This is a genomic window from Thermoactinomyces daqus, from assembly GCF_000763315.1.
GTDB lineage: Bacteria > Bacillota > Bacilli > Thermoactinomycetales > Thermoactinomycetaceae > Thermoactinomyces_A > Thermoactinomyces_A daqus.
Genome location: NZ_JPST01000036.1, coordinates 82,519 through 96,409, shown reverse-complemented (window position 1 = coordinate 96,409; position 13,891 = coordinate 82,519). Strand labels below are relative to the sequence as shown.

Below are 13,891 nucleotides of genomic sequence, written 5' to 3'. Positions count from 1 at the left end.
GGTTTAAAAGGGCTGCCAGATAACCTGGCGGGCCACCTTGAAGCGTTGCTGCACCTGTGGCCAGTAAACGACGTGCCACCAGGCTTCGATGTACTCCTTGCGTCGGTTGGGATATTTCAAATAGTAGGCGTGTTCCCAGACATCCAGCGGCAAGAGCGGAATCACGTCCTGCTGAGAGAGGTTTTGATGTTTTTCCGCTTGCAGGATTTCCAGGCGATGGGCGCGGGGACTCCAAACCAAGAGAGCCCACCCGCCCCCTTCAACCTTTTCCGCCGCCAAAGAAAAATGTTTTTTAAAGGCTTCAAAACTGCCAAAATCCTGTTCGATCTGCTTGAGCAAGGGGCCGCTCGGGCTTCCGCCGCCATGGGGATTCATCGTTTCCCAAAAGATCGTGTGCAGATAATGGCCGGCCCCGTGAAAAGCCGCTTCCCGCTCCCAATGTTTAATCAGTTCAAAATTTCCTGACTGTCGGGCGAGTTCCATCATTTTTTCCGCCTGGTTCAAACCGTTGACATAGCTTTGGTGATGTTCGTCATGATGCAGACGCATCGTTTGTTCGTCGATGTAGGGTTCCAGGGCATCATAGGGATAAGGGAGAGGCGGCAATTTATGTTTGCCGATCGGAACGCGCGGTTCGGCAAAACGGTGGGTGGAACGGGCGGGTTCGAGGTTCAGCATCTCTTCATGTGAGGAGGTGCTCAGTTTATGCTGGGCCGGCAAAAGATCAAGCCAATGGGCGCATTGCTTCAGTGCAGCTGCCACGCGGTCAAACCATTCATCCAGGGCAAAGGGATGAAGGTGATATGCCTTTTTTTCGCTGTGCTCCAGCTGGTTGAGCAGACGTCGCATGGCGGAGGAGATTTCAGGATCGTTTGTGGTTTGCAATTGTTTTTCCAGCCATTTTTTACAGAAACGAATGCTTGACAAAAGAGGGCGTTGGATCCAATTGATCAGCCAAGTTTGCTCGAAATGGTGCATATGGTTTTTGTTCCCTCCCCTGTGATGGGCTCTTTTTTTCACAGGATATGTGAACCATGGGCAAAGGGTGAAAATGGAATCCAAATCGGGAATGACAGATTTCCGGGAAAAAGAAAAACCACCCGCCATGGATGACGAGTGGTTAAAAGCCGGGTTTGTTCTTGTAGTGGAGATCTTTCTCCTTACCCAGTAATTTGGCCTGAATCTTGTTACGTTTTTTATCGCGATAAAAAATAAAACTGCCGAGGACAAAGATTCCTGCGAGAAAGGCAATCAATCCGCCGAGAAAGGGGAACCATGCAAAAGGTTTGCCGGCAAAGGAATCAAACAGGATATCGCGCATCAAAGTCCAGCCATAGATCGCCAAGACCCCGGGCAGGCACATGATCATGATGGCGATAATGCGCTGGTAGACTGGTTTCATGGCCGTGTAACCGTCCTTTCTGTTTCTCAAGGCTATAGTACCTCATTTTTACCAATATTACCACCCTTCCAGGCGTAAAGGGGTATGTTAACATAATGGATGGAAAAAGGAGGGGGCTTCATTGCAATCGATTCTAATCGTAGGCGGGGGAAAAGGAGGACAAGCAATTTTAAGAACCTTTTCCGCAGTTGAGTTCGTCCGGGTCATCGGAGTGATCGATCATCGTTCCGACGCCCCGGCCATGATCGAAGCGAAGAAGCTCGGGATTCCCACAGGCTCAGAGCTGGAACCGTTTTTACATAAAAAGCCGGACGTGATTCTCGAAGTAACGGGTGACCCCGACGTGTTCCGGGAGCTGGCGGAACGCGATCTGCCGGGAACCACGCTCATCTCCGGGGCTGTCGCCCACCTGATGGTTCGCCTCGTTGAGGAGAAAGACCGTTGGTTTGATGCATGGCGGCGCAGACAAAAAGAGCTGGAAGCCATTTTGAATTCGACTCATGACGGTATGATCGCTTTGAACCAGCGGGGAGAGATTACGCTTATGAATGCTTCCGCGGAACGCGTGACCGGAGTAAAAACCGGGAATGCTTTGGGACGGCATATTAAGGAGATCATTCCAAATTCGAGATTGGATCATGTACTGCAAACAGGAGTGCCCGAGCTGAATCGCAAGCACATTTTGCCCAGCGGTATGGAGGTGGTGACCAATCGCGTTCCGGTCAAAGGAGCGGATGGCCGGGTGATGGGGGCAGTTTCAGTTTTTCGCGATATCAGCGAGCTTAAAAATCTGACCCAGCAAGTGACGGACCTGAAAAGCATGAAGAGTTTGCTCCAGGCGATCATCGACTCCTCCGATGATGCCATTTCCGTGGTGGATGCCAACGGATTGGGGATTTTGATCAATCCTGCCTACACGAGATTGACCGGTCTTGAACCTGATCAGGTGATCGGCAAACCGGCTGAAACCGATATCTCCGAAGGGGAGAGCATGCATATGAAGGTGCTGACCACCAAGCAACCGGTGCGCGGAGTACACATGAAAGTGGGGCCTCATAATAAAGAGGTGGTCGTCAATGTGGCACCGATCATTATTGGCGGGGAATTGAAAGGGAGTGTCGGAATTCTCCACGACGTATCGGAGATCAAACAATTGAACCGGGATCTGGAACGGGCCAGACGCATTATCCGCACGCTGGAGGCCAAGTATACTTTTGCGGATATTATCGGGAGCAGTGAAGCGATGAAAGTCTCCCTTGACCAGGCAAAACAGGCTGCCAAGACGCGGGCAACCGTTTTGCTGCGTGGGGAATCGGGGACGGGAAAAGAGTTGTTCGCCCATGCCATCCATAATGCGAGCGACCGGAAATACAGCCAGTTTGTGCGCGTCAATTGTGCTGCCCTTTCGGAAAGCTTGTTGGAAAGCGAATTGTTCGGTTATGAAGAAGGAGCATTTACCGGAGCGAAGCGGGGCGGAAAAAAAGGGTTGTTTGAAGAAGCGAGCGGGGGAACCATTTTTTTGGATGAAATCGGTGAGCTGAAGCCAAATACCCAGGCGAAATTGCTTCGCGTTCTTCAGGAAAAAGAAGTGACCCGCGTCGGCGGAACCAAATCTATTCCGATTGATGTCCGGGTGATTGCCGCTACCAATATGTCCCTGGAGAAGGCGATCCAGGAGAAACGCTTTCGGGAAGATTTGTACTATCGGTTAAATGTGCTGCCCATTCATATCGCTCCATTGCGCATGCGGAAAGAAGATTTATATGAACTTTCCCTTCATCTGATTAAAAAGTTTAACCAAGAGTACGGGCGGAATGTTGAGTCAATCGACCAGGAGGCGATTCAGACGCTTTCGGATTATTCCTGGCCGGGCAATGTGCGGGAGTTGGAAAATGTTTTGGGAAGGGCCATGATTAATATGGCTTTTAATGAGAAAGTGATGAAAAAACGGCATCTCCCCCCCTTGAATCTGACGAAGCTGACATTCCCCGATCATCCGGAGAAACATCAGGAGAGCGAAGGAATCCAAACTTTGAAAGAGCGGTTGAGTGAGGTGGAGAAGGAGTATATCGGGAGCATTTACCTCGCTTGCGGGCGAAACAAAACAGAAGCAGCGCGCAAATTGGGCATTTCCGTGCGAAGTTTGTACTACAAATTGGAGCGATACGGTTTATTGTAGAAATGAATTCTTTTGCCTGCAATATTTTGCATACAGTCTGCAATTGTCTGCAAAACGAAAAAAATCTCATTCAGCCAGTTACATGCTGATTTTCAAGGCTTATCCGTTTTTTTAATCGCTTGGCATTACTTTTGCATATAGGGTATCGTGACTGATCAGTCTGCGAAAACTAGTGCTAGTTAAAAAAATAACTTGGTCGGAATAACGAGGTGTGTAGGATGATTAGAACATTTGCTGAAGTAGTAAAAAAAGCAGAAGCTTTGCCACCTGTCACTGTCGCCGTGGCCGCAGCGGCGGATGAAGACGTTCTCGAAGCAGTTCGGAATGCCATCGAACATGGAATCGCCGATTTCCTCTTGTTTGGGGATCAGGAAAAAATTGAGGCTCTGAGCAAAAAAATCGGCCTTAACATTGACTCTTCGAAAATCGGCCATGCTAATACCGTGCAGGAAGCGGCACAGCTTGCCGTGGCCGCAGTCCGCGATGGGAAAGCGGATGTGGTGATGAAGGGGATGATTCAAACGGCCGACTTTTTGCGTGCCATCCTCAACAAGGAAAAAGGATTGCGGACGGGAAGAGTGTTGAGCCATGTTGCCACTTTTGAAGTACCGGGGTATGACCGGCTCATCCACGTGACCGATCCCGCCTTGAATGTGGCACCGGCATTGCCGGAGAAAGCACAAATCGCGCAAAACATCATCGCCTATTGTCATTCGCTTGAAAATATGGAGCCCAAAATCGCTGTCCTTGGTGCGGTTGAGGTCGTGAACCCCAATATGCCGCCGACGCTTGATGCAGCAGCGCTGGCGCAGATGAATCGGCGCGGTCAGCTGAAAGGTGCGGTAATCGATGGCCCCTTCGCCCTGGACAACGCGGTTTCCGTGGAGGCAGCCGAGCACAAAGGGATTGTGAGCCCGGTAGCCGGCAAGGCCGATGTGTTGTTTGTGCCGGATATTGAAGCCGGAAACATCCTCTACAAATCAATGGTCTATTTTGCCAAAGCCAAAATCGGCGCGCTTGTGCTTGGAGCCGCAGCACCGGTTGTTTTGACATCCCGTGCGGATTCTCCTGAAGCAAAGCTGTATTCCATCGCATTGGCGGTGTTGCAAGCGGCAAACCAAAAGTGAGGTTAGGAGGAACTCTCGATGAAAATTTTTGAGTACATGGGCAAATACGATTATGAACAACTCGTATTATGTCATGATGAAGCTTCCGGACTGAAAGCCATCATCTGCATCCACGACACGACTCTGGGTCCTGCGCTGGGCGGGACCCGGATGTGGACCTACGACTCTGAGGATGATGCGATTGAAGACGCCCTGCGCCTTGCCCGTGGAATGACCTATAAAAACGCGGCTGCCGGGCTCAACCTCGGCGGCGGGAAAACCGTGGTGATCGGTGATCCGAAAAAAGATAAAAGCGAAGCGTTGTTCCGCGCCCTAGGACGTTACATTCAAGGGCTGAACGGACGTTACATCACGGCGGAAGATGTGGGGACGACGGTTGAGGATATGGATACCATCCGGATGGAAACCCGGTTTGTTACAGGTATTTCGCCTGCGTTCGGCTCGAGCGGAAATCCGTCTCCGGTAACGGCATATGGGGTATATCGCGGAATGAAAGCGGCTTCAAAAGAGGCTTTCGGAGACGATTCGCTCAAAGGCAAAGTGGTGGCTGTTCAGGGTGTGGGCCACGTTGCTTACAGCTTGTGCAAACATCTGCACGAAGAAGGTGCAAAATTAATTGTAACCGATATCAACAAGGCGAACGTCGACCGTGCCGTTCAGGAGTTCGGCGCTGAAGCGGTTAGCCCGGACAAAATCTACGACGTGGAATGCGATATCTTTGCCCCGTGCGCGCTCGGTGCGATCATCAACGATGAAACGATTGAACGCCTGAAATGCAAAGTGGTGGCCGGTTCGGCGAATAACCAGTTGAAGGAAGAGCGCCATGGCGACATGCTGGAGCAAAAAGGCATTGTCTATGCACCGGATTATGTGATCAATGCCGGCGGTGTCATCAACGTGGCCGATGAACTTCTGGGGTACAATCGTGACCGGGCCATGAAAAAAGTGGAAACGATTTATGACAACATTCTGAAGGTGTTTGAGATTGCCCGCCGGGATGGAATTCCGAGCTATCAGGCGGCAGACCGCATGGCGGAAGAGCGCATCGAAACCATGCGCAAAACACGCAGTACCTTTTTGCAAAACGAGTACAGCATCCTCAACTTGAACGGACGTTAATCCGGAGTGAAAGCCTGAGCAAAACTGAGAGGGGATGGTGCCTTACGGCCATGGAGGTTGCGAGGTGCCACCCCCGACCAACACACTTTCACAGAAAATGGTGTAAACAGAAACGGAGTGTTTAAGGTGGAACCGAAACGGGTTCTTGCAATCAACCCGGGATCGACATCAACCAAAATCGGTGTTTTCGTTGACGAGAAACCGATTCTCGTAGAGACGCTCAGACATGACCCGAAACAAATAGCAGGATTTAAGGAGTTATTTGACCAATACCCTTTTCGCAAGCAAGTGATTTTGGATACGCTTGATCGGGAAGGCATGAACCTCAACCGTCTGGATGCCGTTGTCGCCCGGGGTGGGTTATTGCGACCCATTCCAGGGGGGACTTATCGTGTTAATCAAGCGATGATTGATGATCTTCGATCCGGGGAATATGGAGTTCATGCCTCCAATCTCGGTGCGATCATCGCCGAGGAAATCGCGGGTCGGTTGGGCATACCCGCCTTTATCGTCGATCCGGTTGTCGTCGACGAGATGGAACCGATCGCCCGGATCTCCGGCATTCCGCAAATTGAGCGCAAAAGCATTTTCCATGCGCTGAATCAGAAAGCGGTTGCTCGCCGGATCGCCAAAAAAATGGGCAAACGTTACGAAGATGTCAATGTAATCGTCGTTCATATGGGAGGCGGGATTACGGTTGGCGCTCACAGGCACGGCCGTGTGATTGATGTGAATAACGGATTGAACGGAGAAGGACCTTTTTCTCCGGAACGGGCCGGAACCATTCCGGTGGGCGACTTGGTTGCGCTCAGTTTTTCGGGCAAATATTTTTCCGGTGAAATCATGCGGATGATCGTGGGCCGCGGCGGACTGATGGGGTACCTGGGTACATCCGACGCCCGTGAGGTTGAAAAAATGATCGCCGAGGGAGATGAGAAAGCAAAGCTCATTTATGAGGCAATGGCTTATCAGGTTGCCAAAGAGATCGGTTCCTGTTCAACCGTCTTATACGGAAAACTGGATGGCATTATTTTGACAGGTGGACTTGCCTACAGCGAATACTTTATCCATTTGATCAGAGAGCGGATTGATTGGATCGCGCCGGTCTATGTGGTTCCTGGTGAAAATGAATTGCAGGCACTGGTTGAAGGAGCGCTTCGAGTTATACGCGGAGAAGAAGAAGCCAAAATCTACCCATTTGTGGAAAAAGGAGCGGAGATGGTCCATGGCGGAAAATTATGATCTGGTGATCTTGGGAGCAGGGCCCGGCGGTTATGTCGCCGCAGTTCGCGCTGCCCAATTGGGGATGAAAGTGGCCGTTGTCGAAAAGGAAAAGGTGGGCGGGGTGTGCTTACATAAAGGATGCATACCCAGCAAAACTCTTTTGCGAAGCGCTGAATTGTACCACAATATGAATAACAGCAAAGAGTTCGGCATTCATGTTGCCGGCGTCGAACTGGACTTCGGGCTTGTGCAGAAACGGAAACAAAAGGTGATCGATCAGCTCCATAAAGGGGTACAGGGTCTGTTAAAGAAAAATAAAGTGGACGTGTATGAAGGAACCGGGCGCATTTTGGGACCGTCGATCTTTTCGCCACTGCCCGGGACAATTTCCGTGGAGAAAAAAGACGGCAGCGAACCGGACATGCTTGTGCCGCAATATGTACTGATTGCCACCGGGTCCCGGCCGCGTTCGCTCCCCGGGCTCGAAGTGGATGGAAAAGCGATCATGAATTCCGACCATGCTTTGGCCATGGAAGATCTTCCGCAATCGATTCTCATCATCGGCGGGGGTGTCATCGGCATTGAATGGGCCTCGATGCTGAGCGATTTCGGCGTGGAAGTGACCGTTGTCGAATACGCCGACCGGATTTTGCCCTTTGAAGATGAAGATGTCAGCAAAGAGATGACACGCATTTTGAAAAAGAGAAAAGTCAAAGTTCTAACAGGGGTCAAAGTGCTCGGTGAAACCGCGGATATCGCTGACGGCCGGGTAACCTTGCAGGCAGAACAAGGATCGGAAACGATTTCTCTTTCTGCCGAACGCGTCCTGGTATCCGTGGGCAGACAGGCGAATATCGACGATATCGGCCTTGCCAATACATCGATCCAGGTGGAAAAAGGCGTCATTGCCGTTAACGAATTCATGCAGACGGCGGAAAAACATATTTATGCCATCGGGGATGTGGTGGGTGGTTATCAGTTGGCCCATGTGGCTTCCCATGAAGGGATTTTGGCCGTGGAATACATGGCCGGACTGGACGTGCATCCGATTGATCCCACTCAGGTGCCGCGGTGTACCTACAGCCGTCCGGAAGTCGGCAGCATCGGCTTGACGGAAGCGCAGGCGAAGGAAAAAGGATATGAGTTGAAAGTGGGGAAATTCCCCTTCCGCGCAATCGGCAAATCCCTCGTCCAGGGCGAAGTGGATGGATTTATCAAAATCATTTCCGACCGGGAGACGGATGATTTGTTGGGAGTTCATATTATCGGTCCCCATGCGACAGAACTCATCTCCGAAGCGGGACTGGCCAAAGTGTTGGATGCCACTGCCTGGGAAATCTCTCATGCGATCCATGCACACCCGACGTTGTCGGAAGTGTACGGAGAGGCCGCTTTGGCGGTGGATGGCAAACCAATTCACGGTTAACTGAAAGGAGCGAAAAACGGATGAGCGAGTTAAACCATCGGGAACTGGGTTTGACGGATGAACAGGTCTTGGAAATGTACCGCTATATGTTGTTGGCGCGCAAAATAGACGAACGGATGTGGCTTTTGAACCGCGCGGGAAAAATCCCCTTTGTGATCTCCTGTCAGGGGCAGGAAGCGATTCAGGTGGGAGCGGCCTTTGCCTTGGACCGGAACAAAGACTGGCTGTGCCCGTACTATCGCGATTTGGGAATGGTACTGGTATTTGGCCAAACAGCAAAAGATCAGATGCTGTCCGCATTTGCCAAAGCGGGAGACCCGAACAGCGGCGGACGCCAGATGCCCGGGCATTACGGGGATAAACGATATCGCATTTTGACAGGTTCCAGTCCGGTAACGACCCAAGTTCTCCATGCGGTCGGAATTGCCTATGCAGGAAGGCTGGACGGAGCGGATCACGTGGTCTTAACCTCATGCGGTGAAGGTTCCAGCAACCAGGGTGACTGGCATGAAGCATGCAACTTCGCCGGTGTCCACAAGCTTCCGGTGATTTTTATGGTGGAGAACAACAAATATGCGATTTCCGTGCCTCTGGCCAAACAAGTTGCCGGCGGGGAAGTCTGGAAGCGCGCCCAAGGTTATGGGTTCCCCGGAGTCAAAGTGGACGGAAACAACCCGCTCGCTGTATACCAAGCGGTAAAAGAAGCGGTCGAGCGCGGACGGAAAGGCGAAGGGCCGACACTGATCGAAGCGGTTTCCTACCGGCTTGTTCCCCACTCCAGCGATGATGATGACCGCAGTTATCGCACGCGGGAAGAGGTGGAAGAGGAGAAAAAGAAAGACTCGATTCTCGTTTTCAGAAACTATTTGGCCGAACACGGAATTTTGACCGAAGAAAGTGAGCAAGAGCTCACCAAGTCGATTGCCAAAGAAGTGGACGAGGCGACCGAATATGCCGAAAAAGCGGCTTACCCTGATCCGAAAGATACTTACAAGCATGTGTATGCTTAAGACGGGAGGAGAGAGTTCAAGATGCCAGTCATTTCGTATATCGATGCGGTAACCCAGGCGTTGCAGGAAGAAATGAAACGGGATTCCCGCGTGTTTGTGCTGGGTGAGGATGTAGGTGTTCGCGGCGGCGTATTCAGGGCGACTGCCGGACTTTATGAAGAGTTTGGTCCGGAGCGGGTTCTGGATACTCCTCTGACTGAATCGGCCATTGTCGGCGTCTCTATCGGTGCCGCAGCTTACGGAAAACGTCCGGTGGCGGAGATTCAGTTTGCCGATTTTATTATGCCGGCAGTTAACCAGATTGTCAGCGAAGCGGCGAAAATACGTTACCGTTCCAATGGTGATTGGACCTGTCCGCTGGTCATTCGCGCACCATACGGAGGCGGCGTGCACGGGGCCTTGTACCATTCGCAAAGTGTGGAAAAAATGTTCAACGGAGTTCCCGGCCTGAAAATCGTCATGCCGTCGACTCCCTATGATGTAAAAGGTCTGCTTAAAGCAGCGATTCGCGATGAAGACCCGGTCCTCTTTTTTGAACATAAGCGCTGTTACCGACTGATTAAGGGCGAGGTTCCCGTCGAGGATTATACGCTGCCGATCGGCAAGGCAGATGTGAAGCGCGAAGGGGATGATGTCACGGTCATCTCCTATGGACTGACGCTCCATTTCGCGCTCCAGGCAGCAGAAATGCTGGAAAAAGAGGGAATCAGTGTTCACGTCCTTGACTTGCGCACCATTTTGCCTTTGGACAAAGAAGCGATTATTGAAGCAGCAGCCAAAACGGGCAAAGTGCTGATCGTGCATGAAGACAATCTGACCGGCGGCGTCGGTGGGGAAGTGGCGGCACTGATTGCTCAGGAAGCTTTCTTTGAACTGGATGCACCCGTTCAGCGTCTGTGCGGTCCCGATGTGCCGGCGATGCCTTACAGCCCGACGATGGAAAAGGAATTTATGCTCAATCCTGAAAAAATCGCCAATGCGATTCGCGAACTGGCGGAATTTTAGAATGAGACGAGGAGGTTCCTTATGGCAACCGATATTTTGATGCCGCAGCTCGGAGAAAGTGTGACAGAGGGTACCATCGCAAAATGGCTAAAAAAACCGGGAGATCCGGTGTCCAAATATGAACCGATTTGTGAAGTTTCCACGGACAAGGTAAATGCAGAAGTTCCGTCCACGATTGAAGGGACGATCGTGGAGCTCGTGGTTGAGGAAGGAACGACGGTTTCCGTCGGGGATCTGATTTGCCGCATTCAGGAAGCCGGTACCGCCGCCGCTGAGGAAGAGCCAAAAGCGGAAGCGGCAAAAGAAGAAAAAGCATCGGCCAAAGCAGAAGTGCCGGCTCAGGAAGAAACATCGATGAAACAGCGCTATTCTCCTGCCGTCTTGAAGCTGGCGAACGAACATAATATCGATCTGACCCGGATCTCGGGAACCGGACGGGGCGGACGGATTACCCGCAAAGACATTCTGCGCGCGATCGAACAGGGAGTTCCCGCCGCTGCCGAGCAACCGGTTGCTGCCGAAAAATCGGCTGCTCCAAGAGAAGAGACAAAACCGGAACCTGCACAACCCAAACAGCCGGCACCTGTTGCTGAAGCCGCCGGCGTTCCGCTGGAAAACGGAGATATCGAAATCCCCGTGACCGCAGTAAGGCGGACCATCGCCCAGCGGATGGTGCAGAGCAAACACGAAGCGCCGCACGCCTGGACGATGATGGAAGTGGACGTAACCGGCCTGGTGGAATTGCGTAACCGCCTCAAAGAGGATTTCAAAAAACGGGAAGGGGTCAACCTTACCTTTATGCCGTTCTTCATCAAGGCGGTGGTTGATTCGCTCAAGGAATTCCCTTATCTCAACTCAGTTTGGGGCGGAGATAAAATTATCTTGAAGAAGCGGATCAATATCTCCATCGCCGTGGCCACTGATGATGCCTTGTATGTACCCGTCATTCATGATGCCGATGAGAAAAGCATCCTCGGCTTGGCACGGGCCGTCAGCCAGCTCGCGGAAAAAACGCGTGCGGGTAAACTGGATTTGAAAGATATGCAGGGTGGAACGTTTACCGTAAACAACACCGGTTCATTCGGCTCGGTATTATCCGCACCGATCATCAATCACCCGCAAGCGGCGATCCTTTCCTTTGAATCCATTGTCAAACGACCGGTTGTCACCAATCAAATGATTGCCGTTCGCGATATGATGAATATCTGCCTGTCGCTGGACCATCGTATTCTCGACGGGTTGATGGCCGGCCGCTTCCTGAAACGGGTCAAAGAGCGTCTGGAAGCTTACGGGCCCAATTCAGAAATTTAATACGCCGCTGCTCTGGTAGAATAGAAGAAGATTGCAACAATCATATGGAGGCACCCGACGCGGTGCCTTTTCCGCTTGGAAAGGTGGATGTCTATGTTTCAAGTACAGCGTCTCGGTCTGGTTCCTTATATGGAAACCTGGGACAAACAAAAGGAATGGGTTCGGAAAATCGATCAAGGGCAGGCGGAGAATCAGCTCTTGTTGCTTGAGCATCCCCATACATTTACGTTGGGACGCGGTTTTCACCAGGAAAATCTGCTCTTTTCAAAAGAATATTATGAAGCACAGGGGATTCAGGTTGTGGAGATTGACCGCGGCGGTGACGTAACCTATCATGGTCCCGGCCAATTGGTCGGCTATCCCATTTTTCACTTGGGAGAGCGCGGCAACGACTCCCACGGTTATTTGCGGGATTTGGAAGAGGTTATCATTCGTGCGCTGAAACACTTTGATATTCAGGGCGGACGAAAAGCCCCCTACACAGGTGTCTGGGTGGGAGACGTAAAAATTGCCGCGATCGGGGTGAAGTTTAACCGTGGACGGCAAAAACGGGGATATATCACCAATCACGGCTTTGCCCTGAATGTGAACACCGATTTGCGCTATTTTAATCTGATCGTTCCGTGCGGAATCCAGGAATACGGGGTTACTTCGATGAAAGAGCTGTTAGGCAGAGAAGTGGATATGGAAGAAGTGATGGAGCAAATCGTGAAAAGCACGGAGGAAGTCTTCGGATGGAAGGCGGGGCAGCCGGTTTAATCAAAAAAGAGTGGAGCGGATCTCTCATGATCCCCTCCACTTGTTTTATGGAATGGCTGGCAGGAGAGCGGGGCCACCTTTTACCTCGCCTTTTCCGGATCAGGGATCTTGAGCGGGGGTTGGCTCAGTCTTCCTTCGGCTCCGTTTCTCACTGGTGCTGTTTTCCATTATTATGCTCATCCCCTGCAGAGAGGCAAAGGTGGTTCGCTTTCAAAATCCCCTTCTTTCCAGCATCGGCCGGATCTGCTGGAGAAATGTTTCCTTGAGGAACTCTTTGGTGACCGTGTTTGTGCATTTTTCCCAGTCCTTCTGATCCGGGGAGCGCTTTCCATAGTAACGCTGGAACCTGCTGCCCAAGCGTTTGGGGAAGAGGAGATAGGAAAAAAACATTTTCCATTCATCAGGATCGAGCGGTTTGGAAGCTCTTTTTTCATAGGCGGAAAGAAAACGCCAAATGGCGGAAGGGGGCCAGTTGTAGGCATATCCGTGGTATTGGACAAATTGGGCCAGGTCAGCCACCCGTTCCATGTAGGTGAGCGTTTCAAAATCAATCAGCCAGATCTGCCGCTTGCGGTCGATCATGATGTTGCGGTGCTGCAGACCGCCGTGACACCAGACGGCATGCTCCGGCATCACCCTTTCCGGAACATCTTGGATGAGATGGTATGCCAGTTTCGCGCGGGTTAAAGCAAAATCGAGCAGGGCCGCCTGCCGGTGATCGCGGCATGACTGGCGCCAGTTTCGCAATTTTTCGAGCATCTTTCGCAGGTATTGATGTCTTCTTCCTAGATATTCCCGTTCGTTGTGGTCACCGTGGGGGATTCCCCGCGATGCTTCATGAAATTCAGCCAGTGTGCCTGCGATTTTTATCCAATACGGATAACTGTCTGGGGGGACTTCGGTTAAATCGTGCCACTCCTCCATGAAATAAGTTTCGCCGTGATCATCGACGAGCCAATCACCTTCGATGGAAGGAAGAAAGCTGGGCATGCGCCGAAAGCCATTTTTCCTGATGCAATTTAAACAAGAAATAATAAAGGGGAGGTCGGGCAATTCCTCGGCATTTTTAAAACCGTAGACGCCATGGGACGTTTTGGCTTTGTACACGGCACGCACTTTGGTTAACGAATGGACTTTGAGTCCGTATCGGGTTTCAATGATTCTGGTTACCTCTTCGGGACTGATATGAACATCGGCTTTTACTCGCATCGAAGACACCTCTTTTGCCAAACATGACCCGAAATTGTGCATGGTGGGTCGGATGGTATCGAAAAGGATATGAATGTTTTCCTGAGAAAGAATATGCTTCTATATACCTACGGATGAGCG

The 13,891-nt window shown here is 51.4% G+C and carries 12 protein-coding genes; 9 read left to right on the top strand and 3 right to left on the bottom strand.

Annotated elements, in window-relative coordinates:
• Positions 1-3: 3 nt before the first annotated feature.
• The gene (locus tag JG50_RS19475; protein ID WP_232330878.1) at positions 4-978 is read right to left on the bottom strand and encodes a superoxide dismutase; all 975 of its coding nucleotides are present in this window, start codon (positions 976-978) and stop codon (positions 4-6) included.
• A gap of 142 nt (positions 979-1,120) precedes the next feature.
• The gene (locus JG50_RS0114985) at positions 1,121-1,432 is read right to left on the bottom strand and encodes a DUF2627 domain-containing protein (protein ID WP_232330877.1); all 312 of its coding nucleotides are present in this window, start codon (positions 1,430-1,432) and stop codon (positions 1,121-1,123) included.
• Positions 1,433-1,523: 91 nt separating this feature from the next.
• Between JG50_RS0114985 and JG50_RS0114980 the strand changes: the two genes are divergently transcribed.
• The 9 genes from JG50_RS0114980 (at position 1,524) to lipB (ending at position 12,562) form a co-directional block, all read left to right on the top strand.
• Positions 1,524-3,581: a sigma-54 interaction domain-containing protein gene (locus tag JG50_RS0114980; protein ID WP_033101916.1), complete on the top strand. Its 2,058-nt coding sequence runs from the start codon at positions 1,524-1,526 to the stop codon at positions 3,579-3,581.
• Positions 3,582-3,799: 218 nt separating this feature from the next.
• Positions 3,800-4,708, top strand: a complete 909-nt coding sequence (yqiS, locus tag JG50_RS0114975; protein ID WP_033101915.1) for a phosphate butyryltransferase — start codon at positions 3,800-3,802, stop codon at positions 4,706-4,708.
• A gap of 18 nt (positions 4,709-4,726) precedes the next feature.
• A complete protein-coding gene (locus JG50_RS0114970; protein ID WP_033101914.1) occupies positions 4,727-5,827 on the top strand; it encodes a Leu/Phe/Val dehydrogenase in 1,101 nt (366 codons plus the stop codon).
• A 126-nt stretch (positions 5,828-5,953) separates the two neighbouring features.
• Positions 5,954-7,069: a butyrate kinase gene (gene buk / locus JG50_RS0114965; protein WP_152568601.1), complete on the top strand. Its 1,116-nt coding sequence runs from the start codon at positions 5,954-5,956 to the stop codon at positions 7,067-7,069.
• Positions 7,053-8,477 carry a dihydrolipoyl dehydrogenase gene (lpdA, locus tag JG50_RS0114960; RefSeq protein WP_033101913.1) on the top strand — a complete coding sequence of 475 codons (1,425 nt, stop codon included), beginning with the start codon at positions 7,053-7,055 and terminating at the stop codon, positions 8,475-8,477. Before buk ends, lpdA begins: the two co-directional genes overlap by 17 nt.
• A 20-nt stretch (positions 8,478-8,497) precedes the next feature.
• The gene (locus tag JG50_RS0114955; RefSeq protein WP_033101912.1) at positions 8,498-9,487 is read left to right on the top strand and encodes a thiamine pyrophosphate-dependent dehydrogenase E1 component subunit alpha; all 990 of its coding nucleotides are present in this window, start codon (positions 8,498-8,500) and stop codon (positions 9,485-9,487) included.
• 21 nt (positions 9,488-9,508) lie between these two features.
• On the top strand, positions 9,509-10,492 hold the full coding sequence (locus JG50_RS0114950; protein WP_033101911.1) for an alpha-ketoacid dehydrogenase subunit beta: 984 nt from the start codon (positions 9,509-9,511) through the stop codon (positions 10,490-10,492).
• Positions 10,493-10,513: 21 nt separating this feature from the next.
• Positions 10,514-11,803, top strand: coding sequence for a dihydrolipoamide acetyltransferase family protein (locus JG50_RS0114945; protein WP_033101910.1), 1,290 nt, complete (start codon positions 10,514-10,516; stop codon positions 11,801-11,803).
• A 93-nt stretch (positions 11,804-11,896) separates the two neighbouring features.
• Positions 11,897-12,562 (top strand): lipoyl(octanoyl) transferase LipB, encoded by a 666-nt coding sequence (gene lipB, locus JG50_RS0114940; protein ID WP_232330876.1) that lies wholly within the window; start codon positions 11,897-11,899, stop codon positions 12,560-12,562.
• Positions 12,563-12,772: 210 nt separating this feature from the next.
• Here lipB and JG50_RS0114935 read toward each other — a convergent pair whose 3' ends face one another.
• A complete protein-coding gene (locus JG50_RS0114935) occupies positions 12,773-13,771 on the bottom strand; it encodes a phosphotransferase (RefSeq protein WP_033101908.1) in 999 nt (332 codons plus the stop codon).
• Positions 13,772-13,891: the final 120 nt, after the last annotated feature.